This window comes from Vibrio sp. 397, from assembly GCF_033339395.1.
Lineage (GTDB): Bacteria > Pseudomonadota > Gammaproteobacteria > Enterobacterales > Vibrionaceae > Vibrio > Vibrio alginolyticus.
The window spans coordinates 33,415-56,789 of record NZ_JAWOUN010000012.1 but is presented as its reverse complement, the minus strand read 5'-3'; the positions used below and the strand labels follow the sequence as shown (position 1 = coordinate 56,789).

Annotated in this window: 17 protein-coding genes; 6 read left to right on the top strand and 11 right to left on the bottom strand. The window is 45.1% G+C overall.

Annotated features, from left to right (window positions below):
• Nucleotides 1-68: 68 nt before the first annotated feature.
• Complete coding sequence (locus R7P36_RS18190; protein ID WP_005381869.1) at nt 69-527, bottom strand: DUF721 domain-containing protein; 459 nt, start codon at nt 525-527, stop codon at nt 69-71.
• A gap of 407 nt (nt 528-934) precedes the next feature.
• On the opposite strand from R7P36_RS18190, the gene secA reads away from it, so the two are divergent.
• The 5 genes from secA to carB all read left to right on the top strand — a co-directional run bounded on the left by secA (nt 935) and on the right by carB (nt 10,009).
• Nucleotides 935-3,664, top strand: a complete 2,730-nt coding sequence (gene secA, locus R7P36_RS18185; protein WP_005387389.1) for a preprotein translocase subunit SecA — start codon at nt 935-937, stop codon at nt 3,662-3,664.
• Between the two features lie 155 nt (nt 3,665-3,819).
• Complete coding sequence (gene mutT, locus R7P36_RS18180) at nt 3,820-4,218, top strand: 8-oxo-dGTP diphosphatase MutT (protein WP_005387387.1); 399 nt, start codon at nt 3,820-3,822, stop codon at nt 4,216-4,218.
• Nucleotides 4,219-4,328: 110 nt separating this feature from the next.
• A complete protein-coding gene (gene dapB / locus R7P36_RS18175) occupies nt 4,329-5,138 on the top strand; it encodes a 4-hydroxy-tetrahydrodipicolinate reductase (protein WP_005381860.1) in 810 nt (269 codons plus the stop codon).
• A gap of 481 nt (nt 5,139-5,619) precedes the next feature.
• The gene (carA, locus tag R7P36_RS18170) at nt 5,620-6,759 is read left to right on the top strand and encodes a glutamine-hydrolyzing carbamoyl-phosphate synthase small subunit (protein ID WP_017821483.1); all 1,140 of its coding nucleotides are present in this window, start codon (nt 5,620-5,622) and stop codon (nt 6,757-6,759) included.
• A 16-nt stretch (nt 6,760-6,775) separates the two neighbouring features.
• Entirely contained in the window at nt 6,776-10,009 is a 3,234-nt protein-coding gene (gene carB, locus R7P36_RS18165) for a carbamoyl-phosphate synthase large subunit (RefSeq protein WP_005381854.1), read from the top strand.
• Nucleotides 10,010-10,084: 75 nt separating this feature from the next.
• Here the strand turns inward: carB and R7P36_RS18160 are convergent, their stop codons facing one another.
• Complete coding sequence (locus tag R7P36_RS18160; RefSeq protein WP_169644219.1) at nt 10,085-10,504, bottom strand: hypothetical protein; 420 nt, start codon at nt 10,502-10,504, stop codon at nt 10,085-10,087.
• Nucleotides 10,494-11,408, bottom strand: coding sequence for a hypothetical protein (locus R7P36_RS18155; protein WP_213899725.1), 915 nt, complete (start codon nt 11,406-11,408; stop codon nt 10,494-10,496). The genes R7P36_RS18160 and R7P36_RS18155 overlap by 11 nt, the downstream gene beginning before the upstream one ends.
• A 249-nt stretch (nt 11,409-11,657) precedes the next feature.
• Between R7P36_RS18155 and R7P36_RS18150 the strand changes: the two genes are divergently transcribed.
• Entirely contained in the window at nt 11,658-12,437 is a 780-nt protein-coding gene (locus R7P36_RS18150; protein WP_005381847.1) for a TSUP family transporter, read from the top strand.
• On the opposite strand, the gene R7P36_RS18145 is transcribed toward R7P36_RS18150, so the two are convergent.
• The 8 genes from R7P36_RS18145 to gltB form a co-directional block, all read right to left on the bottom strand.
• Nucleotides 12,379-13,233 (bottom strand): LysR family transcriptional regulator, encoded by an 855-nt coding sequence (locus R7P36_RS18145; protein WP_005381845.1) that lies wholly within the window; start codon nt 13,231-13,233, stop codon nt 12,379-12,381. The two genes, R7P36_RS18150 and R7P36_RS18145, sit on opposite strands and share 59 nt — an antisense overlap.
• A gap of 128 nt (nt 13,234-13,361) precedes the next feature.
• Nucleotides 13,362-13,982, bottom strand: a complete 621-nt coding sequence (locus tag R7P36_RS18140; RefSeq protein ID WP_005387377.1) for a TRIC cation channel family protein — start codon at nt 13,980-13,982, stop codon at nt 13,362-13,364.
• Between the two features lie 69 nt (nt 13,983-14,051).
• Nucleotides 14,052-14,873, bottom strand: coding sequence for a vitamin B12 ABC transporter substrate-binding protein BtuF (gene btuF / locus R7P36_RS18135; RefSeq protein ID WP_005381841.1), 822 nt, complete (start codon nt 14,871-14,873; stop codon nt 14,052-14,054).
• Nucleotides 14,873-15,826 carry a cobalamin biosynthesis family protein gene (locus R7P36_RS18130; protein ID WP_213899726.1) on the bottom strand — a complete coding sequence of 318 codons (954 nt, stop codon included), beginning with the start codon at nt 15,824-15,826 and terminating at the stop codon, nt 14,873-14,875. The genes btuF and R7P36_RS18130 overlap by 1 nt, the downstream gene beginning before the upstream one ends.
• 11 nt (nt 15,827-15,837) lie before the next feature.
• Nucleotides 15,838-16,533 carry a 5'-methylthioadenosine/S-adenosylhomocysteine nucleosidase gene (mtnN, locus tag R7P36_RS18125; RefSeq protein WP_005381837.1) on the bottom strand — a complete coding sequence of 232 codons (696 nt, stop codon included), beginning with the start codon at nt 16,531-16,533 and terminating at the stop codon, nt 15,838-15,840.
• A gap of 63 nt (nt 16,534-16,596) precedes the next feature.
• On the bottom strand, nt 16,597-17,025 hold the full coding sequence (locus R7P36_RS18120) for a DUF1499 domain-containing protein (protein WP_025768418.1): 429 nt from the start codon (nt 17,023-17,025) through the stop codon (nt 16,597-16,599).
• Between the two features lie 91 nt (nt 17,026-17,116).
• Nucleotides 17,117-18,529: an FAD-dependent oxidoreductase gene (locus R7P36_RS18115; protein ID WP_005381833.1), complete on the bottom strand. Its 1,413-nt coding sequence runs from the start codon at nt 18,527-18,529 to the stop codon at nt 17,117-17,119.
• 20 nt (nt 18,530-18,549) lie between these two features.
• Complete coding sequence (gene gltB, locus R7P36_RS18110) at nt 18,550-23,013, bottom strand: glutamate synthase large subunit (protein ID WP_213899727.1); 4,464 nt, start codon at nt 23,011-23,013, stop codon at nt 18,550-18,552.
• Nucleotides 23,014-23,375 lie beyond the last annotated feature (362 nt).

Below are 23,375 nucleotides of genomic sequence, written 5' to 3'. Positions count from 1 at the left end.
TTTTGCTATTTGGCTTTAATCCTGGATTTATCAATAACATTCAAGCTTTCAGCATATTGAAATAACGTTCACTTACGATCTTCCTTTTCTGCCATATCGGCTAATCGTTTTAAACGCTCTTGAATTTTCGGTGGCGCCATGTCGGCAATCGTCATTAATGACTTTGCTGCAGATTCGGTTAGTGGTGGACGCTTAGGTCTGTCGTCTTGTTGAAAGCGGTTTCTATATAGTGAAGGATTGATCCTCACTTCAACGCTCATCAGCTTGGCAAAGCCTTGAGTACGAAGTTTATTTAGGATCATGAGGCGATCGTAATCGATCTTCATTTTGATCGCGGCACTGGAGACATCGATCAATAGATGGCCGTTACGAACATTCGCTACTCGGCAATGATCGGCCGTCCCCATGGGTAAGACCTCTTGCAAAGCTTGGTTAAGCTGTAAGATTTCTCCAGCATGTTCTTGAATCTGCTTGAACTGTGACTCAGCAATAACATCTTCAGTCGAGGTTGGACGGTGATCACGCATAGGTAAAATCTAATTTTGTTGAGATATAGCTATTCTAGAGCAGCTTTCTATCAAGGTATAGTTTACATTAACGTCTTTAGCTTCAGTTTTACAATGTAGCAAGGTAAAAAGCAAAGTTTGCTCTGGATGGATTACACATATTGCGGTATGCAATATCGGCTAATCAGTCACCACTTTAAGTAAAAACTTCAGAGTGCTTCAAACAAATACGTCTATTTATGGTTGTATCGATTAAAAATCCTTACACTAAGCCACATTGTTTCAAAACTTAGCCTTGAAATATGGATGTTTGAACTCAATATCTTTGATAAATGATTTATCTCAGTATTCTTAGTTCCAAACTGGCAGAGACTGAAGGCATTATGAGTAGATCGGGAACGGTCTGAATAAAGAGAGATTCACGAAAAATGATAACTAAGCTACTGACAAAAGTGATTGGCAGTCGCAACGACCGAACACTGCGCCGCCTTAGAAAAATTGTAAAAGAAATTAATAACTATGAGCCAACATTCGAGGCTCTAAGTGATGAAGAGTTAAAAGCAAAGACGGTTGAATTCCGTGAGCGCCTAGAGAAAGGTGAAACTCTTGATAAACTACTTCCAGAAGCTTTTGCTACGGTTCGTGAAGCATCTAAGCGTGTCTACGGTATGCGCCACTTCGACGTCCAGCTTATCGGCGGTATGGTTCTAAATGCGGGTCAAATCGCTGAAATGCGTACGGGTGAAGGTAAAACGCTGACGGCAACGCTTCCTGCTTACCTAAATGCCCTGGCTGGTAAAGGCGTTCACATTGTAACAGTGAACGATTATCTAGCTAAACGTGATGCAGAGACAAACCGCCCTCTATTTGAATTTTTAGGTATGACTGTTGGCGTAAACGTGCCAAACATGCCTCCTCAAGAGAAAAAAGAAGCGTACCAAGCTGACATCTTGTACGGAACGAACAATGAATTTGGTTTTGACTACCTTCGTGACAATATGGCTTTCCGTAGCGAAGATCGCGTACAACGTGAACGCTTCTTTGCAGTTGTCGATGAGGTGGACTCAATCCTAATTGATGAAGCTCGTACCCCTTTAATCATTTCTGGTCCTGCTGAAGATAGCTCTGAGCTATACACCCGAATCAACCTTTTGATCCCGCATCTTAAAAAGCAAGACAAAGAAGACTCTGAAGAATATCGTGGTGATGGTCACTACACTGTTGATGAGAAATCAAAGCAAGTATACCTCACAGAAACGGGCCAAGAGTACGTTGAAGAACTGTTGGTGAAAAATGGTCTTATGGAAGAGGGTGACACACTTTACTCTCCGACTAACATCAGCATGTTACATCACGTGAATGCCGCTTTGCGTGCTCATGTGTTGTTTGAGCGCAACGTTGATTACATCGTTACTGACGAAGGTGAAGTAGTAATTGTTGATGAACATACTGGTCGTACAATGCCAGGTCGTCGTTGGTCTGAAGGTCTTCACCAAGCAGTAGAAGCGAAAGAAGGCGTTAAGATTCAAAACGAAAACCAAACTTTGGCTTCGATTACCTTCCAGAACTACTTCCGCTTATACGAAAAACTGTCTGGTATGACAGGTACTGCGGATACTGAAGCGTTTGAGTTCCAATCTATTTATGGCTTGGAAACGGTGGTTATCCCAACCAACAAACCTATGATTCGTAACGATATGCCGGATGTGGTGTACCGCACCGAAGCTGAGAAGTTTGCTGCAATCATTGAAGATATCAAAGAGCGCGTTGCGAAAGGTCAGCCAACATTGGTTGGTACCGTATCGATTGAAAAATCAGAACTTCTTTCTAACGCATTGAAGAAGGCTAAGATCAAACACAACGTACTGAATGCAAAATTCCATGAGAAGGAAGCGGAAATTGTCGCTGAAGCGGGTATGCCTGGTGCGGTGACTATCGCGACCAACATGGCCGGTCGTGGTACGGATATTGTGCTTGGCGGTAGTTGGCAATCAAAAGTGGAAGCTTTGGAGAACCCAACTCAAGAACAAATCGATGCGATTAAAGCAGAGTGGAAAGTGGTACATGATCAAGTACTAGATGCTGGTGGTCTACACATCATTGGTACTGAGCGCCACGAATCTCGCCGTATTGATAACCAGCTACGTGGTCGTTCTGGTCGTCAAGGTGATGCGGGTTCATCGCGCTTCTACCTATCTATGGAAGACTCTTTGTTACGTATTTTCACTTCTGATCGTATGGCGAGCCTTATTCAAAGTGGTATGGAAGAAGGTGAAGCTATTGAATCGAAAATGCTTTCTCGCTCAATTGAAAAAGCACAGCGCAAAGTGGAAGGTCGTAACTTTGATATCCGTAAGCAGCTACTAGAATACGATGATGTGGCGAACGATCAGCGTAAGGTTGTCTACGAGCTGCGCGACGAATTGATGAACGTTGAAGACATCAGCGGTATGATCGAGCAAAACCGTGAAGATGTGCTAACCGCGGTTATTGATGAGTACATCCCGCCACAATCACTAGAAGATATGTGGGACGTTGAAGGTCTGCAAGAGCGCTTGAAAGCAGACTTCGATCTTGATGCGCCAGTGAAGCAATGGCTTGAAGAAGACGATAAGCTTTACGAAGAGGCGCTACGCGAGAAGATCATCAATCTAGCCGTTGAAGTGTACAAAGAGAAAGAGGAAGTGGTGGGTGCGCAAGTGCTTCGTAACTTCGAGAAATCGGTTATGCTTCAAACTCTGGATACGCTTTGGAAAGAGCACTTGGCAGCAATGGATCACTTGCGTCAGGGTATTCACTTACGCGGCTATGCGCAGAAGAACCCGAAACAGGAATACAAGCGTGAATCGTTTGAACTGTTTGAAGGTCTACTAGAAGCGCTGAAAACTGATGTGATTACTGTTCTATCTCGCGTTCGAGTTCAGCAACAAGAAGAAGTTGAACGTATGGAAGAGCAACGTCGTGCGCAAGCTGAAGAGGCCGCTCGTCGTGCTCAAGCGCAACACGCAGCAGCACAAAACCCTCTTTCTGAAGGTGAAGAATCTGAAGAAGGTTCAAGTCAGCCAATGGTACGTGATGAACGTAAAGTAGGTCGCAATGAGCCTTGCCCTTGTGGTAGTGGTAAGAAGTATAAACAGTGCCACGGCAAGATCGACTAACGTATTAGTCAGATAATTTTTTAAAGAGTCGCCTAGGCGGCTCTTTTTTTAAGCAAATTCTGTGGCTGTCGAATTTCATAAGTTTTGATAGCATCGGATAGTTTTAGAGATGCAAAGACCGTTGAAGTGTAACGGCTTGAGAGTTAGGAACCCCTATGAAAAGAATTCACATAGTCGCGGCTATTATTTTTAACCAAGACAAATCAAAAATTTTTATTACAAAGCGTCCAGACGACAAGCATAAAGGCGGGTTTTGGGAGTTTCCCGGCGGGAAAGTCGAGTCAGGAGAAAGTATTGAACATGCTCTAGCAAGAGAACTTGAAGAAGAAGTAGGAATTGAAGTTACTGAGCAAGCCCTTTTCGAGCATTTGGAATATGACTATCCAGACAAATCACTTAAGTTTGATTTTATTACGGTATCTAAGTTCAGTAATGAGCCTTACGGCCGAGAAGGTCAAGAAGGTCGCTGGGTTGAGATAAGAGAATTGGGTAACTATGCCTTTCCTGAAGCGAACGTGCCTATCTTGGAGCGTGTCGTAAAAGAGTTCGCTTAAGCCTGATGAACTTGCTTGTGGTAACCACGGTATGTTGTTAGTTTAAACAGATTAAGCGAAACGAGAGAACGAGAGCAAACCTCGTTATCCAGAGAAGGAGAGAAAGCGCAATGGTTCGTATTGCAATCGCAGGAGCAGCAGGCCGAATGGGCCGTAATTTGGTTAAAGCTTCACACCTTAACCCAGAGGCGACAGTGAGCGCGGGATCAGAACGACCTGAGTCCTCACTTGTCGGTGTCGATATCGGTGAACTTTGTGGTGAAGGCAAATTCGATGTGTTCTTAACGGATGATCTTGCTAAAGACGTCGATAATTTTGATGTAATCATCGATTTTACTGCCCCAGTAAGTACGTTGGCGAATCTTGAACTGTGTAAGAAGCATGGAAAGAGTATTGTGATTGGGACGACTGGTTTCAGTGATGCAGAGCGTGAACTGATTGACGAAGCCGCTAAGCAAGTGCCTGTTGTCATGGCTCCTAACTACTCTGTTGGTGTGAACCTAGTATTTAAGCTTCTTGAGAAAGCAGCCAAAGTGATGGGCGACTACTGTGATGTTGAGATTGTCGAAGCACATCATCGTCATAAAGTTGATGCTCCTTCTGGTACCGCTATCGGGATGGGCGAAGCCATTGCTGGTGCGATGGGCAACAAGCTGAATGATGTAGCTGTCTATGCGCGAGAAGGTATCACAGGTGAACGTACTAAAGATGAGATCGGCTTTGCTACAATTCGCGCTGGCGATATTGTCGGTGAGCACACAGCCATGTTTGCTGATATTGGGGAACGAGTGGAGATAACGCACAAAGCGACCGATCGTATGACGTTTGCTAATGGCGCCGTCAAGGCCGCTGTTTGGTTGAGTGCCAAACCAGCGGGCTTTTATACCATGACAGATGTTTTGGGATTGAATGAACTCTAAATACATAATTATTCGCCGGCGGTAGCCGGCTTTTTTATATCTATAGAATTATTTGTAAATGAAATGATTCTAACAGAAAGTATTTTGGTGCTTACTTTTGTTGTTATTTTGGTTGTTTTGTGGGTGTTTTGGGTTTTGATGTCTAAAAACTAATGTCTTTTCTGTTGGGTGAACGTTTGCGTGAAAAACTCATACTTTTTTGTGATCTCTAAAAAGTTCAAATTTGTAAAATTCATTAAACCTCTATGCCTCTCTATGTAATAGCATGTAAAAGTTATCTTTTTGGGCCTTACTGATTCAAAATGACCTTACTCGCTAGAAATTAATCATTTATTTTTGATTGTAGGTTGACAGGTTTCGAGTCCAACTTTAGAATACCGCCAATTTGTCTGAAATACCTATTTATGTAGATTTTATAGGTAAAGGAAGGCATGTTTGCAGTTTGATTTATTTTTTTTGCATTTTTATTCTGGAGGTTGTCTTGGGTAAATTAGCACTGTTGGTCCTAGAAGATGGGACAGTGTTCCGCGGAGTGTCCATAGGGGCAGATGGTCTTTCCGTTGGTGAAGTCGTTTTTAATACCTCGATGACGGGGTATCAAGAAATCCTCACTGATCCTTCCTATTCTCAGCAAATCGTCACTCTCACTTATCCTCACATTGGCAATACCGGAACCACTTCCGAAGATGAAGAATCCTCTTCCATTCATGCACAAGGCCTTGTGATTCGCGATCTTCCTCTAATCGCTTCTAACTTCCGTAACGAACAATCCCTCTCTGATTATCTTAAGTCGCAAAATATCGTTGGCATCGCTGATATCGATACTCGTAAGCTCACTCGTATCCTGCGTGAAAAAGGTGCTCAAAACGGCTGTATTGTTGCGGGCAACAACCTAGACGAAGCTTTGGCACTAGCGAAAGCAAAAGAATTCCCAGGCTTAAAAGGAATGGACCTTGCGAAAGAAGTTACAACAAAAGAAGCGTATCAATGGAAGCAAGGTTCGTGGACGCTTGAAGGTGGACTTCCAGAGGCGAAAGATGACAGCGAGCTGCCATACCACGTTGTCGCTTACGACTTCGGCGCAAAACGCAACATCTTACGAATGTTGGTTGACCGCGGCTGCCGCTTAACGGTTGTACCTGCAGAAACGTCAGCGGAAGAAGTTCTGGCACTAAATCCAGATGGCGTATTCTTATCGAACGGCCCTGGTGACCCAGAACCATGTACTTACGCGATTGAAGCAACCAAAGTGTTCCTAGAAAAAGGCCTACCAATTTTTGGTATTTGTCTAGGTCACCAAATTCTGGCGCTAGCATCAGGTGCGCAAACGGTGAAAATGAAGTTTGGTCACCACGGTGCAAACCACCCAGTAAAAGATTTAGAGCGTAACGTTGTGATGATCACTTCGCAAAACCACGGCTTTGCGGCAGATGAAGCAACATTACCGGAAAACTTACGTGCTACTCACGTATCGCTATTTGATGGCTCTTTGCAGGGTATCCACCGCACAGACAAGCCAGCATTTAGCTTCCAAGGTCACCCAGAAGCGAGCCCTGGTCCACATGACGCGGCACCGCTATTTGACCACTTTATCGAACTAATCAAAAAACACAGCGCTTAATTCGGAGTAGTAGATAATGCCAAAACGTACTGACATTCAAAGTATTCTAATTCTTGGTGCTGGTCCGATTGTTATCGGTCAGGCATGTGAGTTTGACTACTCTGGCGCACAAGCGTGTAAAGCTCTTCGCGAAGAAGGTTACCGAGTTATCCTGGTTAACTCTAACCCAGCAACCATCATGACTGACCCAGAGATGGCAGATGCGACTTACATCGAGCCGATTCAGTGGGAAGTTGTACGCAAGATCATCGAGAAAGAACGTCCTGATGCAGTTCTGCCAACTATGGGTGGTCAGACAGCACTTAACTGTGCGTTAGATTTAGAGAAGCACGGCGTTCTCGCAGAGTTTGGCGTAGAGATGATTGGTGCAACGGCTGATGCAATCGACAAAGCGGAAGACCGTTCTCGTTTTGATAAAGCGATGAAGTCTATCGGCCTTGAGTGTCCTCGCGCAGATACAGCGAAGAGCATGGAAGAAGCTTACAAAGTTTTAGATATGGTTGGCTTCCCTTGTATCATCCGTCCATCGTTCACCATGGGTGGCACTGGTGGTGGTATCGCGTACAACAAAGAAGAGTTCGAAGAAATCTGTCGTCGTGGTCTGGACTTATCTCCGACCAACGAACTTCTTATCGATGAGTCGCTAATCGGTTGGAAAGAGTACGAAATGGAAGTCGTTCGTGACAAAGCGGACAACTGTATCATCGTATGTTCAATCGAGAACTTTGACCCAATGGGCATCCATACGGGTGACTCAATCACGGTTGCTCCAGCACAAACACTGACTGACAAAGAATACCAGCTTATGCGTAATGCATCGCTAGCTGTTCTGCGTGAAATCGGTGTTGAAACAGGTGGTTCAAACGTACAGTTTGGTATCAACCCGAAAGATGGTCGTATGGTCATCATCGAGATGAACCCGCGTGTATCTCGCTCTTCTGCGCTAGCATCAAAAGCAACAGGCTTCCCAATTGCGAAAATTGCCGCGAAACTGGCTGTTGGCTTTACGCTAGACGAACTACAAAACGACATCACAGGTGGTGCAACACCTGCGTCATTTGAACCAACTATCGACTACGTCGTAACTAAGATCCCTCGCTTTAACTTCGAGAAATTTGCTGGTGCAAACGATCGTCTGACAACTCAGATGAAATCGGTTGGTGAGGTAATGGCGATTGGTCGTAACCAACAAGAATCTCTTCACAAAGCACTGCGTGGCCTAGAAGTTGGCGCAACTGGTTTTGATGAGATGGTCGATCTGGAAGCGCCAGATGCACTGACTAAGATTCGTCACGAACTTAAAGAAGCAGGTGCAGAGCGTATCTGGTACATCGCCGATGCATTCCGAGCGGGTATGTCAGTCGACGGTGTGTTCAACTTGACTCAAATCGACCGCTGGTTCCTGGTTCAAATCGAAGAAATTGTAAAACTCGAAGAACAAGTCAAGGCGGGCGGCTACGCAGGTTTGACCAAAGAAGTGCTTCGTCAGATGAAACGCAAAGGCTTCTCTGATGCTCGCTTGTCTAAATTGCTTGGTGTCGCTGAAAGTGAAATTCGCCGTGCTCGTGAGCAGTTTGATATTCATCCGGTTTACAAACGTGTGGATACATGTGCAGCAGAGTTTTCTTCTGACACGGCTTACATGTACTCATCTTACGATGAAGAATGTGAAGCAAACCCAACAGACAAAGATAAGATCATGGTTCTTGGTGGCGGTCCAAACCGTATCGGCCAAGGTATCGAATTCGATTACTGTTGTGTTCATGCATCACTTGCGCTGCGTGAAGACGGTTACGAAACCATTATGGTTAACTGTAACCCAGAAACGGTATCTACTGACTACGATACGTCTGATCGTCTGTACTTCGAGCCAGTAACTCTGGAAGATGTACTGTCTATCGCTCGCGTTGAAAAACCAAAAGGTGTGATTGTTCAGTACGGTGGTCAAACGCCACTTAAACTGGCTCGTGCTCTAGAAGCGGCTGGTGTGCCAATCATTGGTACTAGCCCAGATGCTATCGACCGTGCGGAAGACCGTGAACGCTTCCAAGCCGCTGTTGACCGTTTAGGTCTACTTCAGCCAGAAAACGCGACAGTAACAACGATGGAGCAAGCGGTTGAGAAATCGAAAGAAATTGGCTTCCCATTAGTTGTTCGTCCATCTTATGTACTCGGTGGTCGTGCGATGGAAATCGTGTACGACGAGCAAGACCTGCGTCGCTACTTCAACGAAGCAGTAAGCGTATCGAACGAGTCTCCAGTTCTGCTAGACCGTTTCTTGGATGATGCAACCGAAGTTGATATTGATGCTATCTGTGACGGTGAACGCGTCGTTATCGGCGGTATCATGGAGCACATCGAACAAGCGGGTGTTCACTCTGGTGACTCTGCATGTTCACTGCCTGCATACACGCTAAGTCAGGAAATTCAAGACAAGATGCGTGAGCAAGTTGAGAAGTTAGCATTCGAACTCGGTGTACGCGGTTTGATGAACACGCAGTTTGCTGTGAAAGATAACGACGTTTATCTAATTGAAGTGAACCCTCGTGCTGCTCGTACGGTACCATTCGTATCGAAAGCGACAGGCGCTCCTCTAGCGAAAATCGCTGCACGTGTAATGGCGGGTCAATCTCTAGAGTCACAAGGCTTTACTAAAGAGATTATCCCTCCTTACTACTCAGTGAAAGAAGTGGTTCTGCCGTTCAACAAATTCCCTGGTGTTGACCCTCTATTGGGCCCTGAAATGCGCTCAACAGGTGAAGTAATGGGTGTGGGTGCAACGTTCGCAGAAGCTTACGCGAAAGCAGAGCTAGGTTGTGGTGCGGTTTATCCTGAAGGTGGTCGTGCGCTACTGTCTGTACGTGAAGGTGATAAAGAGCGTGTTGTTGACCTAGCTTCTAAGTTAGTGAAACTGGGTTACCAGTTGGATGCGACACACGGTACTGCTGTAATTCTGGGCGAAGCGGGTATTAACCCACGTTTGGTAAACAAAGTACACGAAGGTCGTCCACACATTCTTGACCGCATCAAGAACAACGAATACACCTACATCGTAAACACGGCTGCTGGTCGTCAAGCGATTGAAGATTCGAAAGTTCTACGCCGTGGTGCACTGGCAGAAAAAGTGAACTACACAACGACACTGAATGCAGCGTTCGCTACATGTATGTCTCATACTGCAGACGCAAAAGCGTCAGTAACTTCGGTTCAAGAGTTGCACGCTAAAGTGAAAGCGAGTCTAGACGCGTAACAGATAAAAATCAGTAAGCTCATTAATCAGGGCTTACATGACAACCTCATTGCCCGCTCATTTGAGCGGGCTTTTTTATATCGAGGTTTTTCTAAAATGAAGAGCATTAAAGTGTGCTAGGAACGATTGGTATGCTTCGCTTTTGAAGATCATTAAGCTAATGATGGCAAGCAATGTACCCAAAGATGAAGAAATAGTACTACCACTTGCTGCAACAAAATTAATGCTGCAAGTGAGAATGATAAAAGAGATAGTAAGTAAGTTTATTTTTGCAGCAATACTTAATCCTTTGCTTATTGTCAGAATGTTTGGAATGCATACAACAACAACCGTAATAGCTCCCAATGTAAGAAGGTAAGTATCTAGAGCAATGTGTTGAGTGAAAGAAAACCAGTCATTCCAAATGCTCAAGCTAATAGCCAGACCAATAGTCAATGCCAAGTATAAACATATACTTAGTGAGATGTTTGCTATGCTAATTGATTTAGTATTCAACTTTCAATTCCTCATAGATTCCAATTGCAAGATTTCTTAACTCTCCCGAATAACCGCTTCCTACTATGCTAATTGAGCCTCCAATTGCATCTAGAAGCTGATGAGAAATGGATGCGGATATTGTTGCTTGTGAATACCTCTTAGGAATTTCTCCTGACAACATTAGCTGTTTACGAGCTTTATTCGAAATGCTCGGAAGGTTTTTACGGATGATTTCTTTAGTTAATCTTGTTCTTTCTTGTCTGTTTAAGCCTTTTAGAATCTCGGGAACGCCTTTCTTAGTGGTTTGCTTAAGAGATTGAACCATTTTTATCGTTTGATATCCACTAGCGCCCGCTCCAGCTAAGGAGATGTAATCTAAAGCTTTAGTTGTATTTTGATACCACTCATTACTGTCTATATCCGATAATTTGTCTGGTGATTTAGATACTATACGGGTTCTTGCTACTCCAATAGCACATTGAGCTGTGGCAGCAACAGTAGCGGCGTGTGAGATATAGGACATAGTTACGCCCACAGGACCACTTACTGGTATTGTTAGCCCCGAACCAACTACCCCAATCCAGCCAATCGCTGCACCAATACAGCTAATGCTCGCTGATAGAAGCTCTTGATTGAATCTTGATTTTGACTCTTCCTGTTTTATTTTTTTTGCAAATTCTTGAGATGATTGTAATTTTATCGGTTCTCGTAGAATGATAAAGGTAGGATTGATATGGCATGTGGATTTAAAGTCTCTTAAGCGTACAACGGTGAATTTGTTATCAATATAAATTACACCCGCACCGCTAGTCTCTGGTTTAGAGTCAATAACGCTGAATAGCTGATTAACATTCACTATCTGTTCGATTTTTAAGCGTAATTGCTGCTCTTTTATTGATGGTCGAGTTAGTAAGGCTTCCATTATTTTCGTTTTTTATCAGATTAAATATTTCCTATTAAGACAGCATTTTCTTTTTCTATCAAAATATTAAGAGGCTCTTGAGGTGAGGCTCTATATTTGGATGTAATTGATATTTTTAATGTATCATTCTCTAGATTTATTGACTGATGAAAATTAGGAATAGATTGGTGTCTTGACTTTCCATTGGTAGTTTTGTGAATAAGTGCTACCGTTTCTTCCTCTTTGATACCTCTTCAAAAAGGAAGTGTAGTGGAAATCACGGTTGAGATTTTGTTGGCCTTATTTTTGGTTGCGACTGCCGCAGGCTTTATTGATGCGATGGCTGGTGGGGGGGGGCTCATTACGCTCCCTGCGCTTTTGGCTGCGGGGTTGAGTCCGACTCAAGCTCTAGCAACCAATAAGTTACAAAGTTCGTTTGGCAGTTTCTCTGCTAGCTGGTATTTCGTGCGTAACGGTATTGTCAGCTTAAAGGAAATGCGTTTTGCGATACTCTGCACTTTTATAGGCGCTGCAATCGGTGCCGAGGCTGTGCAGTTTATTGATGCTAGCGTACTCACCAGTTTGATCCCTGTTCTTTTGATAGCCATTTCCCTCTATTTTTTACTCGCGCCAAGTACGCGAAAAATCGATGGAGAACCAAAGTTATCTGAAGCGATGTTTGCGCTATGCATTGGTGGCGGAATCGGTTTCTATGATGGCTTTTTTGGCCCTGGGACTGGATCTATTTTTACTGTTTGTTTTGTTGCACTAGGTCACTTTTCTTTGGTCGAAGCCACTGCTAGAACCAAAATTCTCAATTTCACGTCAAACATTGCGGCACTACTCTTTTTTATCTTCGCTGGGTTGCCCGTGTGGAAGCTTGGCTTAACCATGGCTGTTGGCGGTTTTCTTGGTGCTCAGTTAGGAGCGAAGGTCGTGGTAAGTAAAGGACAAAAATGGATTCGTCCTCTAGTTATAGTGATGTCGATGCTTATGGCAACGAAACTTCTTTGGCAACAACATCAGCAATGGATTCTGTCAGTGCTTTAACTCGTTCGCTACGATATGTGCTGTGACGTAAGCAGATATGTATTGGTCGAACTAACTGATCTAGCTCTTCAAAGTCATAGCAGAACTTAGATGTGATATTAAGTGTCGTTAGGATAGATTTAGGGATTAAAGCGGGAGCCACACCTCCCAAAGCCAGTTGTGCTGCCGCAGTATACGAATCCATTTCCATCAAAGGTTCGATTCCGTGTTTGGATAAAATAGCTTGTTGATATGTGTTGGCAGGGTTAGTTAAGTCATTGGTCAAAATAGCTTTAGGTAGTTGTGAAAGTGAATGTCGACTGACAATTGAGAAAGGTTCATCGGCGAGGTGAAGGCTCATTAATCCATGATGAGGTGGTAGATAGCCAGCGCAAAATCCCAATGTTGCTTTGCCTGATTTCACATTCTCAATAATGCGTGGCGTATGATTGGTCGATATTCGTATGTACTGATCATGGGCAAAGTGTTCTGCCATGATCATGCTGAGGTATCCCGCCACTAAGGTTTCAGAGCAGTCCATTTTGATTAAAGAAGTATCTTCTATTTGTTGTTGATCGTGGATTTTTCCTCTTAACTCATTGAACGTGGGTTCTATTGTGTTTATGAGGGCAAGGCCATCGGAGGTCAGCTTTATGTGCCGACCATTCGGCTCTATCAATTTTTTTCCTAACTTCTTCTCTAGATTTGAAATACGTTTACTCACGGCAGATTGACTAATATAGAGTTGACTGCCTGTGCGGCTCATGGTTTTTTCTTTACTGAGGACAAGTAACGTTTCAATACCTTCAAGCAACATAATGATTAATGAAAGTTAGGAATGGTTGAGATAATTTAGCGAATTGCCCAAGAATTGGCGAATCAAATGAGCATAAATGAGAGGAGCCGACACTTGGTCGACTCCATGGTGAGTGATGTTGTTGGTGTTTAACGGTTAATGGCGAAAGTTGGCAGGGATAGATGCCAACGAATCGCACCGAGACGTATAATGAGCGTTGAGATTACACCAGCGAGTAAAGCCGTTGAGTGGTCATAACCCATGTTTACCGCCATCGTATGGAAGATGCCGCCAATAATACATGCCGTAGCATAGACTTCACTTCTTAATACCATAGGAACTTCGCGAGCCAGCACGTCTCGTATAATGCCACCGCCACAGCCAGTAATAACCCCCATTATCACCGCGACCATCCCAGATGCATTGTAGGCGAGTGCCTTTTCTACTCCTATTCCCACAAACACAGCGAGACCGATGGCATCACAAACGGGTAATACCCACCATGAGAGTCGCTTGGGTCTTCGAATAACAAGCATGGTTAGTAGACACGTAACAAATATCACCCATAAGTAAGTCGTATCTGTTATCCAAAATACGGGAGTGGCACCAAGCGCCATGTCTCGGATTGTTCCGCCACCTATAGCAGTCACACTGCCGAGCACGATAACGCCGAATGGATCCATTTTTAAACGGCCCGCCAGTAATACGCCAGAGATAGCGAAAACAGCGGTACCGAACAAATCGATCATATAAAGCAGCATGGAGTCCATGTTACTTAGTACCTTTAAATAGTGTGAGAAAAAATGGGCGGAAATTGTACGGTATTTGCCACGAAATCGTTAGCGTTTTTGACGAACGCTTTTAAAGTGCTCACACACTTCCTTGATCGCGTTCAATGTGCGTGGTGTCGGACGGTTAATCCAATCAGAGTTTAGGGACCAGATGTGTTTGTTTTTAAGAGCAAGAAGCTCATTACTCCACTCAGCCCACATACCATCGTTACTCATTGCGTGACGAGAAGTAAAAATAACCTCTGGCTGGCGAGTAATGACTTGCTCGATGCTAACTTGAGGATAAGGCGCGCTAGATGCGGCGAAAATGTTCTCACCACCGCAAAAAGTAAAGACTTCACTTGGCCAGTTCTTTCCGGCGACAGTGATGATAGGCTTTTCACTCAACTGATAAAAGTAACTAACTTTCTCGTTCGAGTTGTACTGTTCTTTTAGTGTACTCAGCTGCGTTCTAAAATCTTCAGCGGCTTTTTTTCCTACTTGTGGAGTTTCGCTGTATTGGCTGAGTTGCTCGATATTATTGGCGATATCTTCTAATGAACCTGTAGTGGAGTAATAGATAGGAATACCGAACTGTTTAATTTTCTCCAACTCTTTAGCGGGGTTTCCGGCTGGCCAAGCAATCACTAAGTCCGGCTGAAGAGCAATAATGCGCTCTAATTTAATTCCTTGATAATTTGAGACTCTTTCTAGCTGCTTTGCCTGTTCTGGATAATCGCTCATTTCGCTGACAGCAACAAGCTGCTCTCCTAGCCCTGCTGCAAAGGCAATTTCGGTGGCATGTGGAGCTAAACTTATAATGCGTTGAGCGGGTTGAGCGAAGGTCGCTGTCGAAACAAACAGCGTTAATGCGAAGCATAATTTATTCATCATAATCCTTGATAAATTATTCCTAAAAGCAAACTTTGGATTGCGATCCAAGCCAGGACGCGCCAAACGAGCAGCGTATGTATTTGTGAAAGGTGAATAGCCGATGGCGCAATGCGCCCACCGATTTTTGCGCGCTCTGCACGCACACCTTGATAGATAGCAGGGCCGCATAAAGACAGTTGTAGTTTGTGTCCGATAGTACATAACACCCAGCTAGGTCCTGGTAAGGGCCAAGACTTCGCTTGCTGTTGTATTCCAGAGAGCACATTACTTGTATTCTTTCCGGCAGCTAAAAGTATGGCAAAGAGACGAAGTGGAATAATATCCAGAGTAGCAACCAGTTGAATCACAGGTTTACCAAAGGGCAAATATAGGCGTCGGCTAGGGGACCACACTCGCGCTAATTCTGTTGTGAGTCGATACATTAACGCACCAATGCCACCTGTTAGTGCGTACCAAAATAGCACACCGATCACGTTGCGGCTGTATCCCATAATCAGTGTTTCTGAGCCAGCTTTACCTATGCCAACGATCGAGAGGTTACCAGTGTCGCGATTAAGATATGGTTGCAGTAATGCTCGACATTGGGCTTTGTCTTCCGAAGAGATACTTGTGACGAGCTGTTTCGTTAACGTTTCGCTGTTGCGCCAGTCTAGCGCAATGATCAATAGAACCAGTTCATATAAAGGGATTTGCCAAACAAATGGCTTTACTGCAATCAGTAATATCAAGCAAGGAAACAGCATCAAGCCTAATGCAAGACTGCCTGAGATTACACTCTGTGAGTAATTGTGATTATTGTTCACTTTGTTAGCTAGCTGCTCTGCTAGCTTTCGCCATAAAGTGATGGGGTGCGCTGAATGGGGGATTGGCACTAAAAGGTGCAAGATCAGTGCACCCCACATAATGAGGAGCGCACCGTTGGCATAAAATGACTGAAAAACTTCTTCCATGAATGAGTCGTTTACTTAATGAGTTCCAGCATTTTGAATACCATTTCGGAAGAGCTTTTTGCTGCTAGAGGCAGGAACTCATCAAAGCTCATTGGTGATTCTTTATCAGCGACATCAGAGATTGCACGCACAACAACAAACGGTGTGTTGAATTGGTGACAAGTTTGAGCGATAGCAGATGCTTCCATTTCTACAGCGATAACTGACGGGAAGTGTTTACGAATAAACTCTTGACGCTCAGCAGTACAAACAAACGCATCGCCAGTGCAAATTAGGCCGCGAACCGCATGAGTGTTTTCCATTTGTGCTAGGGCTTTTTCGGCTAAGTCCATTAGCTTGTCATCCGCTTTGAATGCAGCTGGTTGACCGGCCATTTGGCCAATCTCATAACCAAAAGCGGTTACGTCTGCATCATGATGACGAACTTCTGTAGAGATGACTACATCGCCAAGGTTTAAGCTTGAATCGAAACCGCCAGCAGAGCCTGTGTTAATCACAACGTCTGGTTGGTATTCATCAAGAAGGATTGTCGTGCCCACTGCCGCTGCAACTTTACCGATGCCCGATTGTAGTACGACGACTTCAACATCGTTAATTTGACCAGAGAAAAACGTACAGCCTGCTTTATTTACAGTTTTGCAGTTTGTAATTGCTTGCTTCAGGATGGTCACTTCTTGTTCCATCGCACCGATGATACCAACTTTCATAACACTCTCTTTAAGTAAATATTTTAGTTGGCCGAGAGTATAGCACTCCCCGTTGGCAGTTTTCTATTTGATGAGCTTCGCTTGAGTGAGCTTTTCTCGTAATTGATCGGCGCGCTTTCTGTTTACGCCAAAGTCAGAGTAGCCCACACGAGATTCCGAGCGCACAATCAGTTGGTCTCCTGCTATTTTTAGTTCGAGGTCATCCACGAAGCGCATGATTTTAGATGTGCACTCGATACGAAGGTAGTTGCTTTCTTTCACCGCGGTTTTCGCGCCTGGCAGTTCAAGCGCAACTTGCTCAATAGCGTCGATGTTCGCTGAATCAACTAAGATAAATGGCGTTAGGTTGTATTTTTCTCGCGTGTCTTGGGTGGAGACGCAGTTTGGTTTGTCACCACAAGGTGATTGAGAACGATCCGTCATGGTTGTGACTCCTTGGCTACAAGCGGTTAAGCCGAGCAAAGTAATGGAAAGGAGAGCGGCTTTTTTCATTATATTTACTCTTATAATTTTGTTTCTAATTATATGGATACAAAAGAAAAAGGATCCAATAACAGGACCCTTTTTGTGAGGTTAGCTGAGATTAAACTTCGAGGTAATCGAGAATGCCTTCTGCCGCTTTTCGTCCTTCATCAATAGCGGTTACGACAAGATCAGAACCTCGTACCGCATCGCCACCCGCGAAGATCTTTTCATTGCTGGTCTGGAATTGGAACTCTTGCTTAGCAGGGGCTTTGATACGACCCCATTGATCCAAATCGACATCAAACGGTGCTAACCAGTCCATTTTGTGCGGCTGGAAACCAAACGCCATGATAACAACGTCTGCTGGTAGAACGTGCTCGCTGCCTTCAACGGGCTCTGGACGTCGGCGACCTGCTTCATCAGGTTCACCAAGTGCGGTTTTCACCACTTTGACCCCCGATACTTTGCCTGACGCATCCACTTCCACTCCCAAAGGCTGAAGGTTGAACATGAACTTCACGCCTTCTTCCTTTGCGTTTTTTACCTCGCGACGAGAGCCTGGCATGTTGGCCTCATCACGACGATAAGCACAAACTACGTTGGAGGCACCTTGGCGAATTGAGGTACGAACGCAGTCCATTGCGGTATCACCACCACCCAGTACGACGACTTTCTTTCCTGCCATATCGATAAAGGGTTGGTTACTCTCAAGATCCATGACTTTGTAGGTGTTCGAAACTAAAAATGGCAGCGCGTCATACACACCCGGCGCATCTTCATTATCTAGACCTGCACGCATGTATTTATAGGTGCCAACGCCCAAGAAAACAGCATCGTATTCATCAAGCAGCTCTTGCATTTGGACATCTTTGCCTACTTCCATGTTCATGCGGAACTCGACGCCCATTTCAGTGAACACACGGCGGCGGTTTTCCATCACGCCTTTTTCAAGCTTGAAGGAAGGAATGCCGAAGGTCAGAAGGCCTCCAATTTCAGGGTAGCGGTCAAACACGACTGGCTTAACGCCATTGCGCACTAGGATATCCGCTGCAGCCAAGCCAGCTGGGCCAGCTCCAATGATTGCAACCTTTTTATCGGTCCACTCCACCTTGGACATATCTGGCTTCCAGCCCATTTCAAACGCTTTGTCGGTAATGTACTTTTCTATGTTACCGATGGTGACGGCACCAAAGTCATCATTAAGCGTGCATGAACCTTCACATAGGCGGTCTTGAGGACAAACGCGCCCACATACTTCCGGTAGGCTATTGGTTTGATGCGATAGTTCAACCGCTTCAAGAATACGACCTTCATTGGCAAGTTTTAACCATTGAGGGATGTAGTTGTGGACTGGGCATTTCCATTCACAATATGGGTTGCCACAATCTAAGCAGCGATCCGCTTGTGCAGTCGCCTGTTGTTTAGTGAACGGTTCATAGATTTCAACGAACTCGATCTTACGAACTTTTATAGGCTTTTTCGCAGGATCTACACGCTGCACATCGATAAATTGATAAACGTTCTGGCTCATGATTCAAACATCCTCCATGATTACTGTGCTTGAACACGCAGCTCTGCGGCACTGCGGCTCTGGTGACCAAGTAGCGTGCGAAGATCTGCCGCTTGTGGTTTCACCAAATAGAACTTTGGAATCCATTCATCAAAGTTCGCCAAAATATTTTCTGCATGACTCGACCCTGTTTCTTCAAGGTGTTCCGCAATTAGGCCACGCAAATGTTCTTGGTGGATGTAAAGATCGGACAATGAGATGGCTTCGACAGACTCAGTATTAACTCGACCTTCAAAGCTTTGGTTCTCATCCAGAACATAGGCAAAGCCTCCAGTCATACCCGCGCCAAAGTTCACACCTGTCGCACCAAGAATGGCAACAATACCGCCAGTCATGTACTCACAAGCGTTATCGCCAGCACCTTCAATGACGGCTATCGTACCTGAGTTTCGTACGCCGAAACGCTCACCTGCTTTACCGGCTGCAAATAGTTTACCGCCGGTCGCGCCGTACAGGCAGGTGTTACCAATGATAGTTGCTTCATTGCATTTAAATGCGGTGCCAAGGTGAGGTTTGATAACCACTTTACCACCCGCCATGCCTTTGCCCACGTAGTCGTTCGCATCGCCCGTGAGGTAAAGCTCTACACCACCTGCGTTCCAAACACCAAAGGACTGACCTGCGGTGCCGTCAAGATAGATTTTGATAGGGGAAGCCGCCAATCCTTGGTTGCCATAGCGTTTTGCTATTTCGCCAGATAAGCGTGCACCAACAGAACGATCAGTGTTGATGACATTGTAGAAGAAACTTGCCGATTGACCGTTTTCGACCGCATGCATGGCATCATCAATGATCTTTTGGTTGAGCTCAGCTTTATCAAACGGTTTGTTTGGCTCTGTCCAAAATAGCGGATGACCCTCAGGTGATACTGGAGCTTCTAGAATATTGGATAGATCCAGCTTGGTCTGTTTCGCTGTAAATCCCTCTACTGCCTCAAGTAAATCGGTACGACCAATCAAGTCCGTCAGCTTTTCAACGCCAAGTTCGGCGAGTAATCCGCGCACTTCGTCTGCCAGGCCGACGAAGTAATTCATCACCATTTCTGGTAGACCTTTGAAGTATTCTTTACGCAGTGTCTCGTCTTGAGTCGCAACCCCAGTTGCACAGTTGTTGAGGTGACAAATTCGTAGGAACTTACAACCCATAGCGACCATTGGCGCAGTACCAAAACCGAAGCTTTCTGCACCTAAAATTGCGGCTTTAACTACGTCTAAACCAGTCTTTAGACCACCGTCTACCTGTAGGCGGATCTTATGACGCAGACCATTAGCAACCAGAGCTTGTTGTGTCTCTGCCAACCCCAACTCCCAAGGGCTACCAGCGTATTTTACCGAAGTTAATGGGCTTGCTGCGGTACCACCGTCGTAACCCGAAATGGTAATAAGATCAGCGTAAGCCTTGGCTACACCCGTTGCGATGGTGCCGACACCTGGCTCGGAGACGAGTTTTACCGAAACCAGCGCATTCGGGTTGACTTGTTTAAGGTCGAAGATCAGCTGGGCCAAATCTTCAATCGAATAGATATCGTGATGCGGAGGAGGGGAGATCAGAGTCACGCCTTGTACCGAATAACGCAGTTTTGCGATTTCTGCGGTGACTTTGTGTCCTGGTAGCTGTCCACCTTCACCCGGTTTCGCACCTTGTGCCACCTTGATTTGCAGTACATCCGCATTAGTCAGGTAATGCGGCGTTACACCAAATCGGCCAGAAGCAATCTGTTTGATACGTGAGTTACGCTCAGTACCGAAACGGCGAGGATCTTCACCGCCTTCACCCGAGTTAGAGTAACCACCAAGACGGTTCATCGCCGTTGCAAGTGCTTCATGCGCTTCTGGGCTAAGTGCGCCAATGGACATTGCCGCTGAGTCAAAGCGTTTGAACAGTTCAGTGCGTGGTTCTATTTGCTCAAGTGGCAGCGGTGAGTCTGATTTTTTCAGCGACATTAAGTCACGCAGCATGGCAACAGGGCGTTGGTTTACCTGCTTAGCAAAGCTCTGATAGTCGTTACTTTCGCCAGATTTAACGGCCTGTTGCAGCGTGCCGACGACATCCGGGTTGTAAGCATGATACTCACCTCCATGGACGTACTTTAACAAGCCGCCATGATCAATCGATTTGCGTTTCGCCCATGCTTTACGAGATAAGTTTGTAAGATCTTGCTGGAAGTCGTCAAAATTCGCGCCTTCAATTCGAGTTGTGACGCCTTTAAAACACAGATCGACCACATTTTGGCTCAAGCCAACTGCTTCAAACAGTTGTGAGCAGCGGTAAGAGGCGATGGTTGAGATCCCCATTTTCGACATGATCTTGTACAGGCCTTTGTTGATGCCGTATTGGTAGTTTTGCATCACATCGCGGTAGTCTTTCTCTAGTGCTTTATCATCAATCAGTTTACCTAACGCTTCATAAGCAAGGTATGGGTAAACCGCAGTGGCACCAAAACCAAGTAAGACGGCAAATTGGTGTGGATCACGGGCTGTTGCGGTTTCGACAACAATGTTGGCATCGCAACGTAAGTTCGCGTCAATCAGACGAGTTTGAACGGCGCCGACTGCCATTGCTGCCGGAATTGGTAACTTACCTTTGACCAAGGCTCTGTCCGAAAGCACCACTAAAACCGTGCCTTCACGAACGACTTGCTCTGCTTGCTCACACAGATCATTAATGGCTTGTTTAAGATCTTTTTGTTGTGGGTCGTAGTTGATATCGAGAATGGTATTACGGTAATGATCGTCACTCAGCTCTAGTAGTTGCTGCATGTCAGAATAGAGCAGTACTGGAGAATCAAAGGTTACACGATGCGCGTGGCCATCGGTTTCACAGAAGACATTCATTTCCTGACCGATGCTGGTCGCCAGCGACATGACGTGTTTCTCACGCAGTGGATCGATTGGTGGGTTGGTGACCTGCGCGAACTTCTGACGGAAGTAATCAGTCACCAAGCGCTCTTTCGAAGAAAGAACCGCCATCGGGGTGTCATCACCCATCGAACCGACGGCTTCTTGCCCCATATCACCGAGGACACGCAATACTTGATCGACTTCTTCATTGCTCATAGCAAACTGCTTTTGATAAGTCTTAAGCAAGTCTTCATCAAAGCTGCGCTCACCTACTTGATCTTCAGGCAGCTGAGAGAACGGTGTTAGTTTGCGAACGTTGTTCTCCATCCATTCGCGATAAGGGTGACGAGATTTCAGGTCATTATCGATCTCGCTAGATTGCCAAAGCTTACCTTTACGAGTGTCGATGACGAGCAATTCCCCCGGACCTACACGACCTTTTTTGGCAACTTCATCTGGGGCGTAATTCCAAATCCCTACCTCAGACGCCAGAGTGATCAACTTGTCTTTGGTAATTACATAACGCGCAGGACGTAGACCGTTTCGGTCTAGGTTACAAGCAGCATAACGACCATCGGACAGTACGATACCTGCTGGGCCATCCCATGGTTCCATGTGTTTGGAGTTGAAATCGTAAAACGCACGCAAATCCGGATCCATGTCAGGGTGGTTTTGCCATGCTGGCGGCACAAGCATACGCATGGCACGGAAGATATCCATGCCGCCAGCTAAAAAGAGATCTAGCATATTATCTAGGCTAGACGAGTCTGAGCCTGTCTCGTTCACAAACGGTGCTGCAGTTTGTAGGTCAGGCAGCAGTGGTGACGAGAACTTGTAAGCACGAGCGCGTGCCCATTGTCGGTTACCTTCAATGGTATTGATCTCACCATTATGAGCAAGGTAGCGGAACGGTTGAGCTAATGGCCAACGCGGTTGAGTGTTGGTAGAAAAACGCTGGTGGAACAGACAGATAGCAGATTCCATACGTAGATCGGCAAGATCAAGATAAAAGCGCGGTAAGTCCGCAGGCATGCATAGGCCTTTGTACACCAAAACTTGAGTCGATAAGCTACAGATGTAGAAATCCGGATCTTCGGTGATTTGTTTCTCGATGCGACGGCGTGCGATGTAGAGACGACGTTCAATGTCGCGTTCGCGCCAACCTGCCGGTGCAGAGACAAAGACTTGCTGAATATTTGGAAGCGAGTTGGCCGCAATTGGACCGAGTACTTCTGAATTAGTTGGTACTTCACGCCAACCAGCCACAGTTAGCGTCTCTTGCGCCAGTTCTTTGTTGACGATGTCTTTAGCGAGTTGAGCTTTGACTGGATCTTGGTTGAAGAAAATCATCCCTACGGCGTATTGCTTGCCAAGGTTGAAACCATTTTCTTCGGCAATAAGACGTAAATAGGAATCGGGCTTTTGTAATAGAAGACCACAACCATCACCAGTTTTACCATCGGCGGCGATACCACCACGGTGAGTCATGCGGTCAAGTGCAGAAATTGCTGTACGTACCAGCTTGTGGCTTTGTTCGCCTTCCATATGCGCGATCAAGCCAAATCCACAGTTGTCTTTCTCAAGACTTGGATCATAAAGAGCCATTGCAATTCTCCCTTTGCTTATCCGTCATCCCGACAGATATATCAACACTGCTTACGTTGATATCGATGACTAACTATGCGTCATCTTTATAGCTTTATGTATAATTATTCAGTAAAAGTTGTGAAATATTTAACATTTTTTGAGTGTTTTATTTTCATCAACTTCACAAGCTATAGCTTATTGTAAAAAAGGTCAAGTTATTAGTGGATCATCACGTGAATATACGATTTACCATTTAATAAGCTAAAATAGTTTAATAATTTCAAATAGATAGAAAATTGATTGTTACAAAAAAGTAACATTTGATTCTGTGGGAGATAAAAAAGACCAGCATAAAATGCTGGTCAAAATAGAAAGATTGG